We start from the raw sequence: 21,423 nt of genomic DNA, 5'->3' as shown, positions 1-21,423 counted from the left end.
CTTTGGCTACTTGCCATACTCGCCGGCCAGACAGTGAGTCAGCGGCTGTTTGGTGTTCATGAATGCAGCCATTTCGGTACGACACATGGTCGACCCCTGAGCCCGTAGCGGGTGTAAGGTGGGGCTGCAACGCCAGAAAATCTCAGGAAAGCGAGGTGACTATGAGCGCTCCAATGCTGACGAAGCTGCATCTGAATGGCTACGACATCGTGCAGGTCAACCATGGACCGTGGCGGGTATGTACGCCCCAGGACCGGTTGGCGACCTTCAATTCCCGCGAACAGGCATTTGCGTATGCCGCTACCTTGCCAGGGTACAAGGCACGCAACCGGCCGGTGTCCAATGATGATTGAGTGCAACAAAAAAGCCCCGGCCTGGCCGGGGCTTTTGCATGGGCAGCCTAGACGAAAGGCTGGCCGCTGAACCCGCGTGGCAGGCGCTGCAGGCCTGGCAAGTCGGTCAGGCGTTGTGTCCACGCGCTGCGCCAGTCGGTTGCGGTGTGAGTCTTGGCTTTGCGTGACGCGCGGCGAGCGGCGTTGCGCTGGGTGCGGCGCGCTTCCTTGTAGGCTTCGGTGTTGCGGCAGGTGCGGCATTTGACCCGGTTCAACTCGGTGCTGGACGGGAGGTTGGTGCCGTGATGGCCGCAAGCCAGATGCCCGGCGACCTTGAAGTGAATGACCATGTAAGCGTCTCCTTCTTATGGGGTACGCGCATCGGTAGACCCACGATGCGCGCGGGGAGGGCGGGAGCGGAAAAATCCCGGCACCTGAAGTTACGACCCCATCGGTGGTGTGACGTTCGTTTATCCCCCCAAACGGATAGGTACGCGGCCACGGCTAGTCGATCAGCGCCAATAGATCGGTATCGCCCACATCCGCGCCGGCCTGGGTCAGCAACGTCGTCACCTGGCCGCGGTGATGGGTCTGGTGATTGAAGAAATGCACCAGCAGGCTGAAAAACGGCTTGTCCGCCGCGACTCCGCGCATGTTGTGGTAGTGCAGGCGATGGTCGAGGTCACCATCGCTCAAGCCGTGGGCCCACTCGATGATCAGCTCATCCAGCCAGACGCGCCGGGACGCGAGTGCGCACAGATCGGCGAAGGCCAGGTGCTTGAGGTCGCGTGGTGCCTCGATGGCGCTCAACGGGGCCAGTGCCGAAAAGCCGACAGGGTGCAGCGCAAAGCGCTTGAGCCAGACCGTATCGCCCAGCACCAGGTGGTTCAGCGTGCCGAAGATCGAGCCGAAAAACGCTTGGCGGTCCTCCAGCAGTGCGGCGTGGTCCAGGGTGCCGGCCGCGTCATAGACCTTGCGATTCATCCACTGGTTGTAGGTCGCCATCAGTGCGATCTGTTCGATACGGTTCACGGGGTGTGTCTCTTGTTGGCGGGGTCGCGCCATCATAAGGCGTGGCCGCCCGGCGGTCATGGTGTTCCCGCAGTGGCGGGCTATGGTTGTTAGACGCCAACACCACGCCCTGGGAGGGTGAAACCATGAACACCAGCGACTTACTTGAACAACTGCTACGCGCCGGGCAGCCGGGCGGTGGCGCCGCAGGCGGCGGCCTGGGCGGGCTGCTTGGTGGTCTGTTGAAAGGCACCAGCAGCGCCAATGCGCCTGCGGGTGGCGGCCTGGGTGGGTTGTTGGGTGGCTTGGGCGGCATGCTCGGGGGTGGAGCTGCCGCGCGCCCGGCCCAAGGACGTTCTGGCGGGATGAACTATGCGGCGTTGGCCTCCCTGGGAATGATGGCTTTCCAAGCGTATCAGGCCTGGCAGAGCCAGCAGGCGGCCAAGCCGCAAGCTGCATTCCAGACCGTCGACCAGCTCGACGGCCCCGAAGCCGAAGCCCACAGCCACGCAGTCTTGCGTGCATTGATCGCGGCCGCGAAGGCCGACGGCAAGATCGACGAAAAAGAGCAGCAGTTGATCTCGAATGAAGTACTCCAACATACCGACGACCCACAGTTGCAACAGTGGCTCGACGCCGAAATCGCCAAGCCCCTGGATGCGGCGGATTTTGCCGAGTTTGCCAAAGATCCGGCAGTGGCGGCCGAGATGTACCTGGCCAGTGTGCTGCTGGTCGATGACCAGCAGGAAGCCGAACGCAACTACCTGGATGACCTCGCGGGGCAGTTGCAGATCGACCCGCAGTTGCAGTTGCGGTTGGAGCAACAGGCCAAGGCCTAGAACCGCAGTGTCGCACCGGTGGTCAGCCACTGGTCGCGCGTGCCGGTCAGGTTGCGCCCCAGTATCAGGTCGACGTCGACAAATTCCCCCAGGTGCAGGCGCGGTCCGGCCTGCCAGGCCTGGTCGCCGCCGGCCTGGCCATAGCGCTCGGCGATCAGCGTCAGGGCGTGCGCAAGCTCGTACTCCAAGCCGCTGCCCCAGGTCAGGCGATGTTGCTGATCGCCGTCGTTGTAGGCATGAGTCCAGCCGGCGTTGAGGTTCAGGCGCAAGGCTTCAAGGACTTGCCAGGTGAACGGGACGTTCAGGTCAGCGCCATCAAACCCGTGTTGTCGATCCAGCGCCAGGTGCGCGCCAGCGGAAACGGCGATTTCCACGCCCAGGTCTTGTCGGGACAGCACCTGGGCCTTGAGTTGCGGGTTGACCTGGGTCTCATGGTCGGCCCGTGACAGCGCCGCGCCCCATTGCACAGAGGGCATGGCGGCGAAGGTGCAGGCCGGCGACAGCGTCTCGCTGTGGGTACTGCCATCGTGGCGATTGGCGCTGTACCAGGCGTCTATGTTGCATGCTCCTGGCGCATTGATCGCGCCGTCGTCGACCACGTAGGCACCGCCGGCCGCGTGGGCTTTCGACACCAGGGCCACCAGCAGGATCAGGCCCAGCGTGAGGCCGATAAAGATCAAGTTGCGCCGCAGCGCCCGACGTTTCGCCGGTGGCAACAGCAGCAGGCTATTGCGCGCACCGCGATAGTGGCGCGCACGGTATTTGGCAAACCCGTCGGGGCGTTGAGGGGTGTGTTTTTTGTGCATGATGCACCTCGCGTGAATTCAGCTTTCTACGGTGAGTACCGAGACACCGCTGGCGTTGGCCTGGCTGACCAGCTCGAAGGTGTCATCGCCACCGGGCAGGGCGATGACCACATCGGGGCGGCTGTCGGTCAGCATGAAATGGTTGCGTTGGCGTTCCGCCTGCTTGCCGTGGTGTTGCCAGTTGGGCGGGTAGCGCACCACGTCGATGCCCAGCTCGCGTGCCCATTCCTCGATGTCGCTGCCGAGGAACTGGTTGCCGCCGTGGATCAATACCTGCACCGGGCGCAGGCGGTGGTAAGCGTCCAGCACCTGGCGGGACTTTTGGTGTCGGCGTAATGACGACCTGCACAGATCAAGACGCGCATAAGAAATTTCCTTGCAATGCAAACGCTGCCTGGGTGTAGGAGCCGGCTTGCCGGCAAGCCGGCTCCTACGAGGCATGGCAGGGTGAAACTCAGTACCACTGCTTGAAGCGGCGGATGTAGAGGGTTTTCATCAGTTGGGCCACGCAGCAGTAGGCGAGAAGGGTGCCGACCAACCACGGGAAGTACGCCAGCGGCAGCGGTTGCAGGCCGACCAGGGTGCCCAGCGGCGAGAACGGCACGTAGATCCCCAGCCCGATGACCACGGCGGTCATCATCAGCACCGGCCACGCGGCTGTGCTCTGGAAGAACGGGATCTTGCGCGTGCGCAGCATATGCACCACCAGGGTTTGCGAGAGCAGCCCCTCGATAAACCAGCCGGACTGGAACAGGGTCTGCATCTCGACACTGTTGGCGGCGAACACGTACCACATCAGCGCAAACGTGGTGATGTCGAAGATCGACGAGGTCGGCCCGATCCAGATCATGAAGCGGCCGATGTTCTTGGCATCCCACTTGCGCGGCTTGGCCAGGTATTCCTTGTCCATCTTGTCCCACGGCAAGGCCAGCTGGGAGATGTCGTACATCAGGTTCTGCAGCAGCAAGTGGATCGACAGCATCGGCAGGAACGGAATGAACGCACTGGCGACCAGCACTGAGAACACGTTGCCGAAGTTGGAGCTGGCGGTCATGTTCAGGTACTTCATGATATTGCCGAAGGTTTCGCGGCCCTTGAGCACGCCTTCTTCAAGCACCATCAGGCTCTTTTCCAGCAAGATGATGTCGGCCGATTCCTTGGCGATATCGGTACCGCTGTCCACCGAGATACCCACGTCGGCATCGCGCAGCGCCGGTGCATCGTTGATGCCGTCACCGAGGAAACCGACCGTGTGACCGTTGGCCTGCAAAGCCTTGAGCACACGGGATTTCTGCAGTGGCGTGAGCTTGGCGAACACCGTGCGCTCTTCCACGCGGCGCAGCAGGGTCGCGTCGTCCATCGCTTCGATTTCCACCCCCAGCAGCGGCTGGCCTGGATCGAGCCCGACCTGGCGGCAGATCTTGCTGGTGACCACCGGGTTGTCGCCGGTCAGCACTTTGACCGCCACGCCGATTTGTTGCAGCGCGGCAATCGCCGGGCCGGCGGTTTCCTTCGGTGGATCGAGGAAGGTCAGGAAGCCCTGGATCACCAGGTTGCGCTCATCAGCGGTGGTGTACTGCTGGCGCGCCAGCGATTTAGGGATGTGACGGTTGGCCACCACCAGCACCCGGAAACCGTCTTCGTTGTAGTCGTTGGCAATCGCCAGCAACGCTTCGCGGCGGTGCTCATCCAGCGGCACGGCCTTGCCTGCCTCCATCACGTGGGTGGAAATGCCCAGCATCTCCTCCACAGCGCCCTTGCACACCAGCAGGTGGTCGTCGGCGGCGTCCTTGACCACGATCGACAGGCGACGGCGCACAAAGTCGAAGGGCAATTCATCGACCTTGCTGTAGGCAAATGGCACTTGGAACTTGGGGTTCTGCTCGGCGAACTGCACCACGGCCTGGTCCATCAGGTTCTTCATGCCGCTCTGGTGGTAGCTGTTGAGCCAGGCCAGGGACAGCACCGCGTCATCCCGCTGGCCAAAGGCGTTGACGTGATGCTCGAGGATGATTTTGTCCTGGGTCAGCGTGCCGGTCTTGTCGGTGCACAGCACGTCCATCGAACCAAAGTTCTGGATCGCGTTGAGGCGCTTGACCACCACCTTGCGCTTGGCCATGGCCGTGGCGCCCTTGGCCAGGTTGGCGCTGACGATCATCGGCAGCATTTCCGGGGTCAGGCCCACGGCCACCGCCAGTGCGAACAGAAACGCATCGCCCCAGTCGCCCTTGGAGAAACCATTGAGCAGGAACACGATCGGCACCATCACCAGCATGAAGCGGATCAGCAGCCAGCTGACGCTGTTCACCCCGCGATCAAAGGCGGTTTGCACCCGCGAACCGACAATCGCCTTGGCCAGCGAGCCAAAGTAAGTACGTGGTCCAGTGGCGACTACCACGGCTTTGGCGCGGCCGCTGACCACATTGGTGCCCATGAAGCAGATGTTCGGCAGGTCCAGCAGGTTGCCCTGGTTGGCGGCCAAGGCGCTGGCGGATTTTTGCGTGACCTCGCCCAAGGTGTCGTATTTCTCCACCGGCAAGGCTTCGCCGGTGAGCACGGCCTGGCTGATGAACAGGTCGCGGGACTCGATCAGGCGGATATCGGCGGGGATCATGTCGCCGGCCGACAACTGCACGATGTCGCCGGCCACCAGTTCACGCATCGGCACTTCGCGCAGGGCGGGCTGGCTGCCCACTTGCTCGCGGCGCAGCACGGTCGCCGTGGTGCGCACCATGGCCTTCAAGGCTTCGGCGGACTTGGCCGAGCGGTGCTCCTGCCAGAAGCGCAGCAGGCTGCTGAGCAGCACCATGGTCATGATGATGATGACTTTGGTGGGGTCGGCCTCTTCGCCATCCTGCATCGGCAGCCAGCAGTCAGTGAAGAAACTGATGCCGCCCAGGGTCAGCAGCACGTAGATGAACGGGTTGTTCAGGGCCTGCAGGAACTGGACGATGGCGTGAGGCGGCTTGTCGTGCGCCACTTCGTTGTAGCCTTCGCGTTGCAGGCGGGCAGCGGCGTCCAGTTCGGTCAGGCCATCCTGGGTGGCGCGAACGTTAGCGAGGGTGGCGGATAAGCCGTTGTGGGCTTCGCGGGCGGCACGCATCGACAGTTTGGTGTCGGCGTCGGTGCCCTTTTTCTTCTGCAGTGGCGTGTATTTTACGGCGCTCATGGTGTGTACTCCTGTCGCCAGTTGTCGACAAAACAGGCCCGTTACTTGCCTGCATACAGGCGAGTGAAAGCCGGCCGAGCCGCTAACTTGGCGATCGGTTCAAATAAGGTGTTTACCTAACTTTGATGGCGGCGTTAGTTAACTAACGCGCAGCCGATTACATCTGGAAGTGTTCATGAGGAACTCCAGGGTATTGATCAGATAGTTGCTGTTTCCAGCGGGGTTAAGCTGCGCGAGCGCTCACATACAGACCGAGCATCAAGCCAGCTTGCGCCAGGCGGGAAACGGTCGGTCTCTGTGGGTCTTGAGGGTCGGCGTGATCCCAGTGCTGCTGCAATTGGCCAGTGGCTGGGCAGATACGCCAGTGCGCCAGCGGGTGGGCCGGGCGCACTTGAGGGGAGGGTACGGCAAGCGGCGAGCGGGTCGGCGAAAAACCCACGGGCTCGCGGCACAGCTTGGCGCGCAGGGCGGCGGCCAGTGTGCGTACATCAGGTAAAACAAAGGTTTGGAAGGTCATAACACACCTCGGGACCGGATACGCATCCGGCGAGGCAGTTACGGAGGAGCATCAAGCTCTAGCGCAGCTTACCGGACCTGGAAGGCGAGTCCTGTCATATTCTGGGTTTGGCGCCCGATGCCCGCAAACGCGGTGCTCGGACAGCGACTAGATACTGTGTCCATTGGCTTCTTTTGTGAGGTTTAAAAAAGGCCCCAGTAGCGGGCACGGGCAATCTACTCAGGCAGTTACAAAATGTCAACGCATGATTAATTAAATAACCCGCGGTTCAGAGTTCATTCAGATAAGAGGCACTCTGAAGTTGCCGGTTATATAACTTCATATGCCCTGTGCCGCGAGAATAGCCAGATAGATCAAGACCACGCCGCAGGCGCCGTAACTGATGCGTTGCCACAACGGCGAAGCGTTCTGGCGCAATAGGTTCACCAACGTCGCAATCAAAAAGCACGACAACACCGAGGCCAGCATGAACCCCGCAAAAAACATCAGCGTCTGCCCGTGGCTGGGTGTCGCGCCGACGATGCCGGACAAGGCGCTGCCTAACGCGCCCCAATAGACGATGTTCTTCGGGTTGGCCAACGAAATCGCCGCGCCTACCGCCAGCGCATTGTTACCGGAGCGGGCTACGTTGCTGTCGGCTTCGGGCAGGTGCCAGGCGTCGAGCAGGCTGCGCACGCCCAGCCAGGCCAGGTACAGCGCACAGACCACCGTCAGCGGCACGCGCACCGCGTCATGTTGGATCAGCAACGCGATACCGGTGAGCCCGATCACCGCCCAGACGGCATCGCCCACCAGCGAACCGACCTGCACCAGCAAGGCCGGGGTGAAACCGTGCAACAGGCCACGGCGCAGGGTTTCCGCCAGCACCGCGCCGGGAGAGAGGCAAAACACAAAACCGAATACCAGCGCGTAAAAGAAGATCGTCAGCATGCCCGCGTTCCTTCAAATGATGCCGGGCAGTGTGCGCAGGGATGGGTGTGCAGTCTTGAACCAGATTGCGCTGTTCAGCGCTTCACTACGCTCTGGTAGCGGCCGGGAGTGATGCCGTAGGCCGCGCGAAAATGCCGATTCAGGTGGCTCTGATCGGCAAACCCCAGCGTGTGCGCGACTTCACTGGCCGCCACGCCGTTGCGCAACAGGCCCTTGGCACGGCGAGTGCGCAATTGCATGGCCCATTGCCGGGGACTGAGCCCGGTTTCTTTCTGGAAGGTGCGCAGCAGATGGAATTTGGACAACCCCAGCTCATCGCCCAACTGCTCCAGGGGTACGGACTGATGCAGCTGTTCGGCGAGTAGCTCCTGGGCGCGGCCGATCAGGCTTTTGCCGGTGGCCGCGGTGCCGGGCAGGCGCACACCACTGAGGCCGACCACTTCGCCGAGCAACAGCAGCAAAGCCTCTTCGTGCAACTCGCGCACCCGCGCATCGCCACTCAATGCGCCTTTCACCGCCATCGCCAGGCGCTGGGCCAGGTCCGGCTGGACACACAGCGAGCGGTCGAACTCCACCTGTGCCAGCCCCAGATCACCGGCCAATTGGTCGGCGCTCACGTACAGGCTGACAAACTGCCAAGGTGCCCCCTCGGCAGCGCCGCCGCCCTGAATCTGCCCGGGGTTATACAGGGTGATCGAGCCCGGCCCCGCCGCAAACTCGCGGCGGTCCAGCCAGACTTTTTCCTCGCCCAGCAGGTTCACGCCGATCACGCACTCATCATGGCTGTGGCGCGCAAAGGTCAGGCCGGTGCAGGTCGTGCTGCTGAGTTCGTAGTTGCCCAGCCAGGCGTGTTGCATGGCGCTCATCGAGGTGGCTCGCTAGGAGTGAGGGCCTCAGCATACGCTGGCAGCGCGGTTCAAATCGACCGTTGATTGTTCGCGGGTCGACCCGTATAGCAGCAGGATGCGCGGGGCCTGGGTCGAATCCAGTGGGCCGGGCGGGAGCGGCGATACATCCAGGTTTGGCAAGGGGGCTCATGGGTTCTGCGGTGACAACTGCGCTATGCGCTCAAGTTGTGTTTTCAGTTCAGCAGGGCTGAGGTCGGCGACAGGCAGGGCGAACAATGCACGGCAGCGTGCGGCGATAATCGCCAGCGTGGCATCGAATGCGGCTTGGATCGAGGCTTCATCGCCTTGCACGTCGGAGGGATCCTCCAGACCCCAATGCGCCTTCACCGCCGGCCCGAAATACACCGGGCAGGCCTCGCCGGCGGCTTTGTCACACACGGTGATGACCACGTCCGGCGGGCTGCCTTCAAAGGCCTCGTTGCCTTTGCTGTACAGCCCCTCGGTGCTGATGCCCGCCGCCTGCAACGTGCCGAGGCTGCGTGGCAGCACCTGGCCCTTGGGGAAACTGCCGGAGCTGATCGCTGCAAACCCGCGCGGCGCCAGGTGATTGAACACGGCTTCGGACAAGATGCTGCGGCAGCTGTTGGCGGTACACATGAACAGGACTTTCATGACTCGATTCCTTCAAAGACTCAGGCGCAAGGCGAGGGCGGCGAGGGTGATCAACAGCACCGGCAGGGTCAGCACGATCCCGACCCTGAAGTAGTAGCCCCAGGTGATGGTGATGCCTTTGCGCGCCAGGATGTGCAGCCACAACAACGTGGCGAGGCTGCCGATCGGGGTGATCTTCGGACCCAGGTCACTGCCGATCACGTTGGCGTAGATCATCGCGTCCTTAACCACGCCCACGGCATGGCTGGACTCGATGGACAGCGCGCCGATCAACACCGTGGGCAGGTTATTCATCGCCGACGACAACAACGCGGTCAGCACGCCCGTGCCCATGGCGGCGCCCCATACGCCGTGCTGCGCAAAGGTATCCAGCCAGGTCGCCAGGTAGGTGGTGAGCCCGGCATTACGCAGGCCATAAACCACCAGGTACATGCCCAGGGAGAAGATCACGATTTGCCAGGGCGCTTCCTTGAGTACTTTGCGCGTGGAAATCTTGTGGCCCTTGGCGGCAATCACCAGGAGCAGCACGGCGCACGCCGCCGAGATGGCACTGATCGGAATGCCCAGCGGTTCGAGGGCAAAGCAACCGACCAGCAGGATGCCCAGTACCCACCAGCCGGCGCGGAAAGTGGCGCGGTCGTGCACGGCACTTGCAGGGTCTTCCAGGTCGGCCGGGTCGTAGGTCTGCGGGATGTCGCGGCGGAAAAACCACAGCAACACCGCCAAGGTCGCGGCGACGCTGACAAGGTTCACCGGCACCATGACGGCGGCGTATTCGTTGAAGCCGATCTTGAAATAATCCGCCGAGACGATGTTTACCAGGTTCGACACCACCAGCGGCAGGCTCGCCGTGTCGGCGATAAAGCCTGCCCCCATGACAAACGCCAGGGTCGCGCTCGGGGAAAAACGCAGCGCCAGCAGCATCGACATCACAATCGGCGTGAGGATCAGCGCCGCGCCGTCGTTGGCAAACAACGCCGAGACCAGGGCACCGAGCAGCACCATATAGGCAAACAAGCGCCGGCCGCGTCCACGGCCCCAGCGCGCCACATGCAAGGCGGTCCACGCAAAGAAGCCGGCCTCATCGAGCAACAGGCTGATGATGATCAGTGCGACAAACGTGGCGGTGGCGTTCCAGATGATGTGCCACACCACCGGGATGTCGGCCAGGCTGATCACACCGCAGGCCAGGGCCAGGATCGCGCCCAGCGTGGCACTCCAGCCCACGCCGAGGCCCTTGGGCTGCCAGATGACCAGCACGATGGTGAGGATAAAAATAGCAACTGCGACAAGCATGAATAAACGCTCCGTTGGCTCAGCAGCAGGCGCTGGCCCGTTGTGGTCTGTCGCCCATTGCCGCCAGGCGTTGTGCGTCGCTGTGCAACCAGGGTTGGTTGGCTTGCAGGGTGGTCTGCAACACCTCGGTCACCCAGCCAGGCAGCGCCGGGTTGAGGCGGTAGTAGATCCATTGGCCCTGGCGACGATCCAGCACCAGCCCGCAACTGCGCAATTGCGCCAGGTGGCGGGAAATTTTTGGCTGGCTGTCGTCCAAGGCATGGATCAGTTCGCAGACGCAAAGTTCGCCTTCGCGCAGGATCAACAACGTCAGGCGCGCGCGGGTAGCGTCAGCCAGGCATTTGAACAATGTGGGTGGAGAGAAGAGGTCCGACATGCGCAGGCCTGTTTGTAATATATGGAAATTCGAATATACGGATATCCATATATTTTGGTCAAACCTTGTTTCAATTGACGTGGATCAAATCCGCGGAAATCAGCCACAAGTGTTTGAAATTAAAATGAAACAAGAATGTCCTAAAGTGCCTGCCCATTGCTGATGAAGGATGACCCCGCGTGACCCGTGCCACTCGCAACCTGCGCAAGACCCTGGATTCCGTCGCGGAAAATAACGAAACCGCGGCGTTCGACCTGATGCGTGCCGTCGAAAAACTCGGCGATGAAGTCCTGCGCCAACGTCTGCTCAATACCATCCACCGCCTCAACCAGGATGCCCACGAACTGCGCGAAGCGCGGGATTCGGTGGAGCAGGTGTCGGTACGCCTGGCCTGAGCAAGATCGTTCAAGACAAGCCCCTCGTTGCGCTGGCATGCTTGTCGACTGTCTGTCGATGAGCCGTCTCCATGCCTACTGCCTTACCTCATTACGCCTTCGCTCGCGGCGCGATCGCCGTCATTCCCCTGTCCCTGGCCTGTGCGCCCTGGGGCCTGCTGGCCGGTTCGATGGCCATCGATGCGCAATTCACCCCTCTGCAAGCCCAAGGTTTGTCCGCCATCGTGTTTGCCGGCGCGGCGCAGTTGGTCGCCATCGGCATGGTCAAGAGCGGCGCCAGCCTGATCTCCATCGTGCTGACCACGCTGCTGCTGACATCCCAGCACTTGCTCTACGGCATGCACCTGCGCCCGATTATTTCCCCGCTTAAAAGCCGCTGGCGCATGAGCCTGGGCTTTTTGTTGACCGACGAATTCTTCGCCCTGGTCAGCCACTACGACCGCGAAACCTTCAATCGCTGGTATGCGCTGGGGGTCGGCCTGACGTTCTACATCGCCTGGAACCTGTTCACCCTGGCCGGCATCGTGCTCGGCAAAAGCATCCCCGGCCTGGATCAACTGGGCCTGGAGTTCTCGATTGCCGCCACCTTTATTGCCTTGATCACGCCGGTGGTGCGCGACGTGCCGACGGTGGTATGTGTGGCCGTGTCATTGTTGTGTTCAGTGTGGTTGAGCTTCCTGCACTGGGAATCGGCGGTGGTGGTGTCCGGCGTGCTGGGCATGAGTGCCGGGTTTGTGTGCAAACGCCTGGGAGTAGGGCAGCGATGATCTACCTGATGATTGTGGCCATGGGCCTGGTGGTGTTTCTCAACCGTTACCTGTTTATCGAGCCGCGCTTGCCGGTGCGCCTCAATCGCGGGGCGCGCGAGTTCCTGGGGTTTGCGGTGCCGGGCATGCTCACGGCGATCTGCGGGCCGATCATTTTTCTCGCCGACCACCAGCTCAACCTGAGCCCGTCCAACCCTTACCTGCTGGCAGCCATCTGCGCGGTAGGGCTGATGTTCTGGACGCGTAACGTGTTGATCACCGTGCTGCTGAGCATGGCGTTGTTCTACCTGTTTCGTTGTTGGCTCTGACGCACAGGCGAAAAAAAGCCCGCGGGAGAGCGGGCAGAAGGGAGACTTCTTAAAAATGAGCCTGCCGACTATAGGCGGCGCGATCGCCCCTCACAGTGAAACTAAATTCATGCTGCGTGCGGGGCAGGTTTCTGCCTGGCTTTCGCCTCGACGGTTCCGCTAATGGTAGAGTCGCGTTTTTTCCCAAGGAACGATGGCATGCACAAGGTCGTAATAGGCGCATTGGTACTGGCCGCCCTGGCCGGTTGCGCGGGCTCGAAGATGAAAGAGGCGCGCGCCGGCAACCCCTACAAGACCATGGCCTCGGACAAGGCCACCCTGGTGGTTGCCGAGTGCATTCAGTTCGGTTGGCAGGATGAAAGTGTGTTTGGCGTCGACGCCGGCGGCTTCAAGGAGCCCACCGGAGCGGGTGGTTTTACCGTCTACACCACCGCTGGCGATTACTTTGTCGACGTGCTGAGCGCCGGCGCCGGCTCGACCGTCAAGTACTACGCAGCGCAAGACAACATGCCGGCCAAACGCCGCCTGGCGGCCCTCGCGACCTGTCTGTAATCCATTGCCTTAGTGCTTTTAGGAATCGCCCGGCGGGACAGCCGCCGGACATTCGCTTATGATGCACGCGCTCGCCCGACATGATGGCTCTTTACCAGTACACGGACGTCGAGGCCTAAACGTCGGGCGAGCATCCTTTCAACCCTTAGCGCGGCATAAAACCCAGGTGCCAGCGACGGGGAATCTTCAGCGACACCAACCCCAGCACCCCCGCCAATGCGCCGCTGACCCACAGCGCCCGTAGGCCCAGCTGTTGTTCCAGCAGCGCGCCAATCACCGCGCCGATAAACATTCCCGCCCATGGAATCAGTTGCACCCGCCAGCCGTTGCGGCGTTCGCCGAGCATCCAGCGACCCAGCCCACGCCCGAAGCGTGACAGCGCTCCGGTGACGTAGGTGAGGCCCACCGGCAAGCCGTTGACCTCTTCCACTGCCGCATTGAGCATGCCCATCGCGATGATCGCCGCCAGCAGCGCGGGCAACGTGTCGGCGAAGGGCAGCAGCGCGCCGCCGCAGAGCAAGGCGGCAATGCACAACAGCAAAGGCAAGGCATGCCGCCGGCTGAGGCGGCTGACCACCACGCCCAAGGCGTTGCCCACCACGAATGTCGCAACCAGCAACAGCAGGCGTGCGGTCAAGCCGAGATCGCCGGCGCTGATCGCCACCGCCAGGCGCGTGGTGTTGCCGCTCATGAACGACACAAAGTCACCGCTGGCCATGAAGCCGATGGCGTCGGTCATGCCCGCCAGTACCGACAGGCTGGCCACCAGCATCAGGCCGACGCGACCCCGCCAGCGCTGTTGATGGGCGAGTGCGGCATTGGCGAAGGGCTTGCGCGGCGAAGGCAGCATGGGGCCGGGTTCCTCGGTGAGATTATCCGGCCACTACCGTAGGACGCTTTGCGGCGCCATGCAATGACCTCAGACACTCTCCAGCCGCCACCCCTCCGGCTGCCAGCGTAAATGATGCGTCGGCCGGATCGCCTGCACGAACGCCGGGTCATGCGAGACCACCAGCATCGCGCCGTCGAACCCCTGCAGCGCCTGCTCGAAGGCGAGCACCGATTCCAGGTCAAGGTGGTTGGTAGGCTCGTCGAGCAACAGCAGTTGCGCGGGCGTTGCTCGCCACAGGGCAATCGCCATCGCGGCCTTCAAGCGCTCGCCGCCGCTGAGTTGGCCGGCCGGCTGGGTGACCCGTAATGCATCCAGTTGCAACAAGGCCAGGCGCGTGCGCAACTGGGCTTCGGCAAAGGGGGTGTCGAGCAGGTTGAGTTGGTCGATGATCGAGCGTTGGTCGTCGAGCAGCGCCAGATGCTGGTCGATGTAGGCGCTGGGTACCCGCACTGAACATTCGCCCCTGACCGGCTGCCACAGGCCTGCCAGCACTTTGAGCAAAGTGGATTTCCCACAGCCGTTCGGCCCTTGCACCGCCACGCGCACCGGCCCGATCAAATCGAGTGTCAGCGCCGGCTGTGCCAGCCAGGGTAATTGAACCTCGGCCAGGGCAATCACACGGCGGCCATTGGGCACTGCCGAGCCGGGCAAGGCCAGCAGGGTCGGTGTTTCGTCCGCGACGCGTGCGTAGGCCTCGCGCACCTGATCATCCAGCTCGCTTTTGTGCGCGTGATGCGCGCTGCGCACGGTACTGACGATTTCGGTGGCGGCGCCTTTCCAGCGCGCCTTGGTAAAGCGGTCGACATTGGCCGTCTCGGCATGTCTGCGCGAGCGCGCGGCATTGCGCTGCAGGCTGTCATGATCCTTTTGCAGGCGCCGGCGTTCGCGGCTGCGCTCCAGGCGCGCGTGTTCCAGCGCGGCGATGGCGGCGTGCTGCTCGGTGTCGCGCTGCAGGCGATAGGCAGCATAGTTGCCGCCATACACCTGGGTACCGAGCGGCGACAGCTCAATGATGCGCCCGAGCGTGTTGAGCAATTGCCGATCATGGCTGACCACCACCAGGCCGCCGCGCCATGCCTGCAGCACCTGCAACAGCCAGGTGCGGCCGTCGCCGTCGAGGTGATTGGTAGGTTCATCGAGTACCAGCAGTTGCGGTTCCGCGAGCATCGCACCGATCACCGCGACCCGCGCCAGCTGGCCACCACTGAGCTGATCGGCGCGCGTGTCAAAACCAAGCGCGGCCAGGCCTGCGGCGTCCAGGGCGGTGCGCAGACGTTCGGCCAGGTCCCACCGATCATCGATCACCTCAAGATCATCGACCCGCGCCACGCCCGCCGCCATACGCGCCAGGGCCGCAAGGGGCTCGGCGGTGCCGGTGATAGCGGCGACGGTTTGCCCAGCATTCACCACCACGGCCTGCGGCACATAAGCCACGCGAGCCGAACAGTCGAGCGAACCGGAGGAGGGTGGCAATACCCCGGCGATCAATTGCGCGAGGATGCTTTTGCCGCGGCCATTGCGCCCGACGATCCCCGTGGGGGTGTGATCGATGGACAGGGACAGGTCATGCAGCAAGGTTTCGCCATTGGCGAATTGGAAGCTCAGGTGTTGCAGTGAAACCAGGACGGGCAGCCGGTTGACGTCAGTCATCAGCACCTCCAAAAAAATGTCGGACAGGCCAACAAGCACGCCAGGCGGCTCGTTGCAGATACATTTTGGAAGGCTTAGTCGTTCACGTCGGCGGTCATCCCGGGCGTCAGAAGGGAGGCAAAGCCTAACCTGCCTTGGCTTTTTCTGGCAAGTCGGCGCTCAGTTTCTCCAGGAACATGGCCAGCGCAACTTCCTCGGCTTTCAAACCTTTGCGCAGGCGCGGCTTGGGCAGGCGGGACAGTTCACCCAGGCTGAAATGCTCCAGCACGGCCGGGTGGATATAGCACTTGCGGCACACGGCCGGGGTGTTGCCGAGTTGCTTGGCGACATCCTTGACCATCGCCACCACATGCCGTTTGGCGTCGGATTCCGGCTGCCATTCCAACTCGCGCAGCACTGCCAGCGCCATCGCGGTACCGGCCCAGGTGCGGTAATCCTTGGCGGTGAAATCGGCGCCGGTGAGGCTGTGCAGGTACGCGTTGACGTCATGCGAGCTGACCGTGTGGCGCTCGCCGTCCTCGTCCAGGTACTGGAACAGGTTCTGCCCCGGCAACTCCAGGCAGCGCTTGACCACTGTGGCCAGGCGCCGGTCCTTGACGCTGACCTGGTGCTCCACGCCGCTCTTGCCGCGAAACTGGAACTGGATCTCACTGCCCTTGATGTCGACATGGCGGTTGCGCAGGGTGGTCAGGCCGTAGGATTTGTTGTCCCGCGCGTACTGGGTATTGCCGACGCGGATCAAGGTCGCATCCAGCAGCATCACCACGGTAGCCAGGACCTTCTCGCGGGTGAAACCGGGCTCGGCCAATTGCGCCTCGAGTTGCTTGCGCAGTTTGGGCAGGGCGTTGCCGAATTCCTGCAGGCGTGAATATTTGTCGGTGTCACGCACTTCGCGCCAGCGCGTGTGGTAGCGGTATTGCTTGCGTCCCCGCGCGTCGCGCCCGGTGGCCTGCAGATGGCCGCGCGGGTCGGCGCAGATCCACACGTCGGTGTAGGCCGGAGGCACCGCCAGGGCATTCAGGCGCTTGATCTCGTCGGCATCCTGGATGCGTTCGCCCTTGGCATCGAAATACTGGAACTTGCCGCGCAGGCGCTTGCGGCGGATGCCGGGTTGGGTGTCATCAACGTAATGCAGGTCGCGGGGCAGGTCGGCGGGCAGCGCGGAGTCGGGCATGGTGCAGGTTCCTTGGCAACAGATCAGGCCGGTATTCCTGATTGACCGCAGCCGTTTGCGGTCGTGCCAAAAGGTTTTTTACGCGAGCACCGCCACCGCCTTGATCTGTGCCCATAGCCGCTGGCCCGGGTGCAGTTGCAGCTGATCGCGGGAGAACCGCGTGATCCGCGCGAGCAGCGGCGTGCCATCGGCTTCCAGGCGCACCAGCACATGGGCACTGTTGTCTGCCGGGATTTCCTGGGTGACCGTCACCGGCAGGCGATTGAGGATGCTGCTGGCTTCCTCGGCTTGCAGGCTGAGGCTCACGTCCCGCGCCTGTACCTTGACCCGCAACGCCTTGCCCAGTGCCAGCGGCGCATGCGCCACGCGCAGGTGCTGGGCACTGCCCGGCAGTTGCAGCGTGAGCAATTGGTAATGATCGTCGTAGGCGCTGACGCTGCCGTTGATGACCACGCCGGCGTCGTCGCCCAACGCCATCGGCAGGTCGAGACGCGCCAGGGTTTCGCCAATCGGGCCGCTCGCCAGGGCCTTGCCGTCGCTGAGCAGCACGATGTGATCGGCCAGGCGCGCGACTTCATCCTGGGCATGGCTGACGTACAGCACCGGGATGTCCAGTTCATCGTGCAGGCGTTCCAGGTACGGCAGGATCTCGCCTTTGCGCTTGCTGTCGAGCGCGGCCAGCGGTTCGTCCATCAACAGCAGGCTTGGGCTGGTCAGCAATGCACGGGCGATGCCGATGCGCTGGCGTTCACCGCCGGACAAGTGCTGGGGATGGCGATCCAGTAGATGGCTGATCCCGAGCAATTCGCTGGCCTGGGCCATATCGACCCGCCGCTGCGCGCGCGGGATGCGCTTGAGGCCAAACTCCAGGTTCGCCCGGACCGACAAATGCGCGAACAGGCTCGCCTCCTGGAACACGTAGCCCAGGGCCCGTTTGTGCGGCGGCACGAACAGTCCGGTGCGGCTGTCCTGCCAGACTTCATCGTTGATCTGCACAAAGCCCTCTTCGGCACGCTCCAGCCCGGCGATACAGCGCAGGCAGGTGGTCTTGCCGGAGCCGGAATGCCCGTACAACGCGGTCACGCCGCGTCCGGGCAAATGCAGGTCCACGTCCAGCGCAAAGCCTGCGTATTTCACATTGAGGCGCACATCAATCATCGGTATCAGCTCCAGCCCATCTTGGATTTACGGCTGGAGTAGAGCGCCAGCAACACGAGGAACGCGAACACCACCATGGAGCCGGCCAGCCAGTGGGCCTGGGCATATTCCATGGCTTCGACATGGTCGTAGATCTGCACCGAGACCACGCGGGTCTTGTCGGGGATATTGCCGCCAATCATCAGCACCACGCCGAATTCGCCGACGGTATGCGCGAAGCCGAGGATGGACGCGGTGATAAACCCCGGGCGTGCCAGGGGCAGGATCACGGTAAAGAAGGTATCCCACGGGTTGGCGCGCAAGGTCGCGGCCACTTCCAGCGGGCGTGTGCCGATGGCGGAGAAGGCGTTTTGCAACGGCTGCACCACAAACGGCATGGAATAGATCACCGAGCCAATCACCAGCCCGGCGAAACTGAAGGTCAGGGTACCCAGGCCCAGCCATTGGGTGAACTGGCCGAAGTAGCCATGAGGGCCCATCGTCAACAGCAGGTAGAAACCAATCACCGTCGGTGGCAGCACCAACGGCAAGGCCACGACTGCACCAATGGGGCCGCGCCACCAGGAGCGGGTGCGCGACAACCACAGGGCAATCGGAGTGCCGATGACCAGCAGGATCACGGTGGTCAGTGACGCCAGTTTGATGGTCAGCCAGATAGCGGAAAAATCGGCACTCGACAGTGGCATTTACTGGGCCAGCTCGTAGCCGTAGGACTTGATCACCGCAGCGGCTTTCGGGCCCTTGAGGTACTCGACCAGGGCTTTGGCAGCGGCGCTGTCCTTGCCTTTGTTGAGGATCACTGCGTCTTGCTTGATCGGGTCATGCAGGGACGCCGGCACGATCCAGGCCGAACCGCTGGTGACTTTGCCGTCCTTGTAGATCTGCGACAGCGCGACGAAACCCAGCTCGGCATTGCCGGTGGAGACAAACTGATACGCCTGGGTAATGTTCTGGCCTTCGACGATCTTGTCCTTGACCTTGTCGGTCAGGCCTTCTTTGGCCAGCACTTGGGTCGCGGCAAGGCCGTAAGGTGCGGCTTTCGGGTTGGCGATGGACAGGTGCTTGAATTGGTTTTTCTTCAGCACTTCGCCCTTGGCGTCGACGTAACCTTCCTTGGCCGACCACAATGCCAGGGTGCCCACGGCGTAGGTAAAGCGCGAGCCTTTGACGGTGTCGCCTTCGGTTTCAAGTTTTTGCGGGGTAGTGTCGTCGGCACTCAGGAACACTTCGAACGGCGCGCCGTTCTTGATCTGGGTGTAGAACTGCCCGGTGGCGCCGTAGGCTGCGACCAGCCTGTGGCCGGTGTCTTTTTCGAAATCGGCGGCAATCGCCTGGATCGGTGCGGTGAAGTTGGCGGCAACGGCCACCTGGACTTCATCGGCGTGGGCCGAACCGAAGGCGAGGGCGGCGACCAGCATGGCCAGGCGTGAGGCGTGAATCTTCATGAAGCAGCTCCTTGAGGATTGTACGGCTTGTTATAGGGAGAAGGCTTAACCGCTATGTATGGGAATATATAGCGGTTGGCCATTGCCGGTACAGTGCAAAGTTGCTTCAGCTGCTGCAGCTAGTTGAGCTTGGCCAGGGCCTGTTCGGCCAGTTCGCGGGTCAGTTCGTATGTGGGGGTTTCCTTGCCCAGGCGCAACGCCTGGCCCGCCCACAGGTTACTGAAGCCGGCTTCGTCCTTGGCCTTGAGCGGGATCAACGCGCCGCCGGACGTGGGAAATGCCGGCGCTGCCGGGTTGATCGCCCCCAATTCACGCATCACGCGGTTGACGATGCCCCGCGCCGGGCGGCCGGTGAAGAGGTTGGTCAATGCGGTTTCGCTGGCCTGGGCAGTGCGTAATGCCTGGTGGTGGGAGGCGCTGACGTTGGCTTCAGGGGTGAACAGGTAGGCAGTGCCAATCTGGACGGCCGAAGCGCCGAGGGCAAATGCCGCGACAATCCCGCGCGCATCCCCAATCCCTCCGGCGGCAATCACCGGCACGCTGACGGCGTCGACGATTTGCGGCAGCAGGGCGAACAGCCCGATCTGGGTATTGAGGTCGTCGCTGAGAAACAACCCACGATGGCCGCCGGCCTCGATGCCCATGGCGATGATGGCGTCGCAGCCGTGCTGTTCCAGCCAGATCGCTTCTTCAACCGTGGTGGCAGACGACAGCACTTTCGCGCCGGTGGCTTTTACCCGGTCCAGCAGAGATTTTTCCGGCAAGCCAAAGTGAAAACTCACCACCTCGGGGCGAAAGGCTTCGACCACCTGGCACGCGGCTTCGTTGAACGGCTCACGGTTGGACACCGGTGTCGGCGCATCGAAATCGGCGCCCAGTTCGCGGTAGTAGGGTTCCAGCAGCGCTTTCCAGCGTTTGTCACTGGCGGCGTCGGCCGGGGGCGGCTGGTGGCAGAAGAAATTCACGTTGAGGGCGCGCGTGCTGGCTTGGCGGATAGTGCTCAGAGCCTCGCGCAGTTGCTCGATGCTCAGCGCCGCAGCAGGCATCGAGCCCAGTGCGCCGGCGTTGCTGGCGGCAATCACCATGGCGGTGGTGGTAGCTCCCGCCATCGGGGCCTGGATGATGGGTACGTCGATGCCCAGCAGGTCGAGAATGCGCGTGTCTGGCCAGGTGCTCATGGGGTGCGTCTCCAGCGATAGTGAGGCTTTGCGCTGTTTTAGCAGGGCCCTTGGCACCCGGCCAGTCTGTTTTATTCACTGGACGAAGCGGGCGTTTCGTGGTGCGCCATCAGTTGATGGCATCCCCCAGCACGGCATGGATACGCTCGGCGATATGGCTGGCATGGGTTTCCAGGGCAAAGTGGCCGGTATCCAGCAGTTCGACCACCGCGTTCGGGTTGTCGGTTTTGTACGCGTGGGCGCCAGGCGGGATGAAGAACGGATCGTTCTGGCCCCAGATCACCAGCGTCGGGACTTGAGTGGCCCTGAAAAACGCCTGGAAGGCCGGGTACAGCGTGAGGTTGTTGCGGTAGTCGAGGAACAGGTCCAGCTGGATTTCGTCATTGCCGGGACGCTGCATCAGCAACACGTCGAGCATGTAGGACTCAGGCGCAACCCATTCCGGGTGGTCTACACCGTGCAGGTATTGGTAGCGCGTGCCTTCCAGGCTGATTACCGCATTGCGAATCACCTCGCGATTAGCCTGGCTCGGCTCGGCCCAGTAAGCCTGGATCGGTGCCCAGGCATCACCCAGGCCTTGTAGGTACGCGTTGCCGTTTTGCGAGACCAGCGCGCTGACCCGCCCTGGGTGCGCGACTGCCAGGCGCAGGCCGACCGGTGCGCCGTAATCGAAGACATACAGCGCGTAGCGGCTCAACGCCAACGCATCGACAAAATGCCCCACGGTAGTCGCCAGGTTGTCGAAGCTGTAGACGTACTCGCGTTCATCCGGCACCTCGGTGAAGCCGAAGCCGGGCAGGTCCGGCGCGATCACCCGATAACGGCTTGCGAGCAGCGGGATCAGGTTGCGGTACATATGCGACGAGCTGGGAAAACCGTGCAACAGCAGGATCACCGGGGCGCCAGGGTCGCCGGCTTCGCGGTAGAACATGCGTACGCCATCGACGTCGACGTGATGGTAGTGAACAACGGGGGCATGCGTGGTCATGGTGAGTACGCCTCTTGTAACTTGATAAAATTGATATACGGGTTACCTTCTTAAAAAGCTGCGCTTAAAAATGTAACCTGTCAAATAGTTTTATCAGGTTAGTGTTTTGTCGTGAGTAAC

General features: G+C 62.5%; 24 protein-coding genes and 2 pseudogenes. 6 read left to right on the top strand and 20 right to left on the bottom strand.

Annotated elements, in window-relative coordinates:
• Positions 1-161: 161 nt before the first annotated feature.
• Positions 162-353, top strand: a complete 192-nt coding sequence (locus tag JFU04_RS14820) for a DUF2188 domain-containing protein (protein WP_065905477.1) — start codon at positions 162-164, stop codon at positions 351-353.
• A 47-nt stretch (positions 354-400) separates the two neighbouring features.
• On the opposite strand, the gene JFU04_RS14815 is transcribed toward JFU04_RS14820, so the two are convergent.
• Both JFU04_RS14815 and JFU04_RS14810 read right to left on the bottom strand, forming a co-directional pair.
• Positions 401-682, bottom strand: coding sequence for a hypothetical protein (locus JFU04_RS14815; RefSeq protein WP_065905476.1), 282 nt, complete (start codon positions 680-682; stop codon positions 401-403).
• A 154-nt stretch (positions 683-836) separates the two neighbouring features.
• The gene (locus JFU04_RS14810) at positions 837-1,364 is read right to left on the bottom strand and encodes a DinB family protein (RefSeq protein WP_201144599.1); all 528 of its coding nucleotides are present in this window, start codon (positions 1,362-1,364) and stop codon (positions 837-839) included.
• A 125-nt stretch (positions 1,365-1,489) separates the two neighbouring features.
• On the opposite strand from JFU04_RS14810, the gene JFU04_RS14805 reads away from it, so the two are divergent.
• Entirely contained in the window at positions 1,490-2,182 is a 693-nt protein-coding gene (locus tag JFU04_RS14805) for a tellurite resistance TerB family protein (RefSeq protein WP_201144597.1), read from the top strand.
• Here the strand turns inward: JFU04_RS14805 and JFU04_RS14800 are convergent.
• The 10 genes and pseudogenes from JFU04_RS14800 to JFU04_RS14760 form a co-directional block, all read right to left on the bottom strand.
• Positions 2,179-2,988 (bottom strand): hypothetical protein, encoded by an 810-nt coding sequence (locus tag JFU04_RS14800; RefSeq protein WP_201144595.1) that lies wholly within the window; start codon positions 2,986-2,988, stop codon positions 2,179-2,181. The two genes, JFU04_RS14805 and JFU04_RS14800, sit on opposite strands and share 4 nt — an antisense overlap.
• Before the next feature lie 18 nt (positions 2,989-3,006).
• Positions 3,007-3,353, bottom strand: a pseudogene (locus JFU04_RS14795) (SLOG family protein).
• A gap of 89 nt (positions 3,354-3,442) precedes the next feature.
• Positions 3,443-6,157 carry a magnesium-translocating P-type ATPase gene (gene mgtA, locus JFU04_RS14790; protein WP_201144593.1) on the bottom strand — a complete coding sequence of 905 codons (2,715 nt, stop codon included), beginning with the start codon at positions 6,155-6,157 and terminating at the stop codon, positions 3,443-3,445.
• 223 nt (positions 6,158-6,380) lie between these two features.
• Positions 6,381-6,674: a hypothetical protein gene (locus JFU04_RS14785; protein ID WP_201144591.1), complete on the bottom strand. Its 294-nt coding sequence runs from the start codon at positions 6,672-6,674 to the stop codon at positions 6,381-6,383.
• Positions 6,675-6,992: 318 nt separating this feature from the next.
• Positions 6,993-7,604, bottom strand: coding sequence for a LysE family transporter (locus tag JFU04_RS14780; RefSeq protein WP_201144589.1), 612 nt, complete (start codon positions 7,602-7,604; stop codon positions 6,993-6,995).
• A gap of 74 nt (positions 7,605-7,678) precedes the next feature.
• Complete coding sequence (locus JFU04_RS14775; protein ID WP_201144587.1) at positions 7,679-8,470, bottom strand: AraC family transcriptional regulator; 792 nt, start codon at positions 8,468-8,470, stop codon at positions 7,679-7,681.
• 63 nt (positions 8,471-8,533) lie between these two features.
• A pseudogene (locus JFU04_RS30650) lies at positions 8,534-8,632 on the bottom strand (arsenical resistance protein ArsH); the annotation flags it as partial.
• A gap of 6 nt (positions 8,633-8,638) precedes the next feature.
• Positions 8,639-9,124 (bottom strand): arsenate reductase ArsC, encoded by a 486-nt coding sequence (locus JFU04_RS14770; protein WP_201144585.1) that lies wholly within the window; start codon positions 9,122-9,124, stop codon positions 8,639-8,641.
• Positions 9,125-9,136: 12 nt separating this feature from the next.
• Positions 9,137-10,420, bottom strand: coding sequence for an arsenic transporter (locus JFU04_RS14765; RefSeq protein WP_065905467.1), 1,284 nt, complete (start codon positions 10,418-10,420; stop codon positions 9,137-9,139).
• 19 nt (positions 10,421-10,439) lie between these two features.
• Positions 10,440-10,796, bottom strand: a complete 357-nt coding sequence (locus tag JFU04_RS14760) for a metalloregulator ArsR/SmtB family transcription factor (protein WP_201144583.1) — start codon at positions 10,794-10,796, stop codon at positions 10,440-10,442.
• Between the two features lie 179 nt (positions 10,797-10,975).
• Here JFU04_RS14760 and JFU04_RS14755 point away from each other — a divergent pair, with 179 nt between their 5' ends.
• The 4 genes from JFU04_RS14755 to JFU04_RS14740 all read left to right on the top strand — a co-directional run bounded on the left by JFU04_RS14755 (position 10,976) and on the right by JFU04_RS14740 (position 12,818).
• Entirely contained in the window at positions 10,976-11,191 is a 216-nt protein-coding gene (locus tag JFU04_RS14755; protein WP_025856028.1) for a hypothetical protein, read from the top strand.
• A 71-nt stretch (positions 11,192-11,262) separates the two neighbouring features.
• Positions 11,263-11,958, top strand: coding sequence for an AzlC family ABC transporter permease (locus JFU04_RS14750; RefSeq protein WP_065905465.1), 696 nt, complete (start codon positions 11,263-11,265; stop codon positions 11,956-11,958).
• Positions 11,955-12,266 (top strand): AzlD domain-containing protein, encoded by a 312-nt coding sequence (locus JFU04_RS14745; RefSeq protein WP_201144581.1) that lies wholly within the window; start codon positions 11,955-11,957, stop codon positions 12,264-12,266. The genes JFU04_RS14750 and JFU04_RS14745 overlap by 4 nt, the downstream gene beginning before the upstream one ends.
• Positions 12,267-12,464: 198 nt before the next feature.
• Positions 12,465-12,818 carry a hypothetical protein gene (locus tag JFU04_RS14740; protein WP_201144579.1) on the top strand — a complete coding sequence of 118 codons (354 nt, stop codon included), beginning with the start codon at positions 12,465-12,467 and terminating at the stop codon, positions 12,816-12,818.
• 145 nt (positions 12,819-12,963) lie between these two features.
• Here the strand turns inward: JFU04_RS14740 and JFU04_RS14735 are convergent, their stop codons facing one another.
• The 8 genes from JFU04_RS14735 to JFU04_RS14700 form a co-directional block, all read right to left on the bottom strand.
• On the bottom strand, positions 12,964-13,668 hold the full coding sequence (locus tag JFU04_RS14735; RefSeq protein WP_201144577.1) for a YoaK family protein: 705 nt from the start codon (positions 13,666-13,668) through the stop codon (positions 12,964-12,966).
• 69 nt (positions 13,669-13,737) lie between these two features.
• Positions 13,738-15,360 carry an ATP-binding cassette domain-containing protein gene (locus tag JFU04_RS14730; protein ID WP_201144574.1) on the bottom strand — a complete coding sequence of 541 codons (1,623 nt, stop codon included), beginning with the start codon at positions 15,358-15,360 and terminating at the stop codon, positions 13,738-13,740.
• A gap of 124 nt (positions 15,361-15,484) precedes the next feature.
• Entirely contained in the window at positions 15,485-16,534 is a 1,050-nt protein-coding gene (locus tag JFU04_RS14725; protein ID WP_065905461.1) for a DNA topoisomerase IB, read from the bottom strand.
• A gap of 78 nt (positions 16,535-16,612) precedes the next feature.
• Positions 16,613-17,692 carry a molybdenum ABC transporter ATP-binding protein gene (gene modC, locus JFU04_RS14720; protein WP_201144573.1) on the bottom strand — a complete coding sequence of 360 codons (1,080 nt, stop codon included), beginning with the start codon at positions 17,690-17,692 and terminating at the stop codon, positions 16,613-16,615.
• Positions 17,693-17,697: 5 nt separating this feature from the next.
• A complete protein-coding gene (gene modB / locus JFU04_RS14715; protein ID WP_065905459.1) occupies positions 17,698-18,378 on the bottom strand; it encodes a molybdate ABC transporter permease subunit in 681 nt (226 codons plus the stop codon).
• A complete protein-coding gene (modA, locus tag JFU04_RS14710) occupies positions 18,379-19,137 on the bottom strand; it encodes a molybdate ABC transporter substrate-binding protein (RefSeq protein ID WP_201144571.1) in 759 nt (252 codons plus the stop codon). It lies immediately after the preceding gene.
• A gap of 119 nt (positions 19,138-19,256) precedes the next feature.
• The gene (locus JFU04_RS14705) at positions 19,257-20,315 is read right to left on the bottom strand and encodes an NAD(P)H-dependent flavin oxidoreductase (RefSeq protein ID WP_201144569.1); all 1,059 of its coding nucleotides are present in this window, start codon (positions 20,313-20,315) and stop codon (positions 19,257-19,259) included.
• Between the two features lie 109 nt (positions 20,316-20,424).
• The gene (locus JFU04_RS14700) at positions 20,425-21,303 is read right to left on the bottom strand and encodes an alpha/beta fold hydrolase (RefSeq protein ID WP_201144567.1); all 879 of its coding nucleotides are present in this window, start codon (positions 21,301-21,303) and stop codon (positions 20,425-20,427) included.
• Positions 21,304-21,423 lie beyond the last annotated feature (120 nt).

Source organism: Pseudomonas sp. TH21, assembly GCF_016651025.1.
In the GTDB taxonomy this organism is placed as follows: Bacteria; Pseudomonadota; Gammaproteobacteria; order Pseudomonadales; family Pseudomonadaceae; genus Aquipseudomonas; species Aquipseudomonas aylmerensis.
Note: the sequence above shows the minus strand (reverse complement) of the source record. Positions and strands in the feature narration are given on the sequence as shown.

What these genes read in the sequence shown, in the direction of transcription:
- JFU04_RS14820 (WP_065905477.1), top strand. Translation starts at nt 162, where the DNA reads ATGAGCGCTCCAATGCTGACGAAGCTGCATCTGAATGGCTACGACATC.
- JFU04_RS14815 (WP_065905476.1), bottom strand. Translation starts at nt 682, where the DNA reads ATGGTCATTCACTTCAAGGTCGCCGGGCATCTGGCTTGCGGCCATCAC.
- JFU04_RS14805 (WP_201144597.1), top strand. Translation starts at nt 1,490, where the DNA reads ATGAACACCAGCGACTTACTTGAACAACTGCTACGCGCCGGGCAGCCG.
- JFU04_RS14800 (WP_201144595.1), bottom strand. Translation starts at nt 2,988, where the DNA reads ATGCACAAAAAACACACCCCTCAACGCCCCGACGGGTTTGCCAAATAC.
- mgtA (WP_201144593.1), bottom strand. Translation starts at nt 6,157, where the DNA reads ATGAGCGCCGTAAAATACACGCCACTGCAGAAGAAAAAGGGCACCGAC.
- JFU04_RS14785 (WP_201144591.1), bottom strand. Translation starts at nt 6,674, where the DNA reads ATGACCTTCCAAACCTTTGTTTTACCTGATGTACGCACACTGGCCGCC.
- JFU04_RS14780 (WP_201144589.1), bottom strand. Translation starts at nt 7,604, where the DNA reads ATGCTGACGATCTTCTTTTACGCGCTGGTATTCGGTTTTGTGTTTTGC.
- JFU04_RS14775 (WP_201144587.1), bottom strand. Translation starts at nt 8,470, where the DNA reads ATGAGCGCCATGCAACACGCCTGGCTGGGCAACTACGAACTCAGCAGC.
- JFU04_RS14770 (WP_201144585.1), bottom strand. Translation starts at nt 9,124, where the DNA reads ATGAAAGTCCTGTTCATGTGTACCGCCAACAGCTGCCGCAGCATCTTG.
- JFU04_RS14765 (WP_065905467.1), bottom strand. Translation starts at nt 10,420, where the DNA reads ATGCTTGTCGCAGTTGCTATTTTTATCCTCACCATCGTGCTGGTCATC.
- JFU04_RS14760 (WP_201144583.1), bottom strand. Translation starts at nt 10,796, where the DNA reads ATGTCGGACCTCTTCTCTCCACCCACATTGTTCAAATGCCTGGCTGAC.
- JFU04_RS14750 (WP_065905465.1), top strand. Translation starts at nt 11,263, where the DNA reads ATGCCTACTGCCTTACCTCATTACGCCTTCGCTCGCGGCGCGATCGCC.
- JFU04_RS14745 (WP_201144581.1), top strand. Translation starts at nt 11,955, where the DNA reads ATGATCTACCTGATGATTGTGGCCATGGGCCTGGTGGTGTTTCTCAAC.
- JFU04_RS14740 (WP_201144579.1), top strand. Translation starts at nt 12,465, where the DNA reads ATGCACAAGGTCGTAATAGGCGCATTGGTACTGGCCGCCCTGGCCGGT.
- JFU04_RS14735 (WP_201144577.1), bottom strand. Translation starts at nt 13,668, where the DNA reads ATGCTGCCTTCGCCGCGCAAGCCCTTCGCCAATGCCGCACTCGCCCAT.
- JFU04_RS14730 (WP_201144574.1), bottom strand. Translation starts at nt 15,360, where the DNA reads ATGACTGACGTCAACCGGCTGCCCGTCCTGGTTTCACTGCAACACCTG.
- JFU04_RS14725 (WP_065905461.1), bottom strand. Translation starts at nt 16,534, where the DNA reads ATGCCCGACTCCGCGCTGCCCGCCGACCTGCCCCGCGACCTGCATTAC.
- modC (WP_201144573.1), bottom strand. Translation starts at nt 17,692, where the DNA reads ATGATTGATGTGCGCCTCAATGTGAAATACGCAGGCTTTGCGCTGGAC.
- modB (WP_065905459.1), bottom strand. Translation starts at nt 18,378, where the DNA reads ATGCCACTGTCGAGTGCCGATTTTTCCGCTATCTGGCTGACCATCAAA.
- modA (WP_201144571.1), bottom strand. Translation starts at nt 19,137, where the DNA reads ATGAAGATTCACGCCTCACGCCTGGCCATGCTGGTCGCCGCCCTCGCC.
- JFU04_RS14705 (WP_201144569.1), bottom strand. Translation starts at nt 20,315, where the DNA reads ATGAGCACCTGGCCAGACACGCGCATTCTCGACCTGCTGGGCATCGAC.
- JFU04_RS14700 (WP_201144567.1), bottom strand. Translation starts at nt 21,303, where the DNA reads ATGACCACGCATGCCCCCGTTGTTCACTACCATCACGTCGACGTCGAT.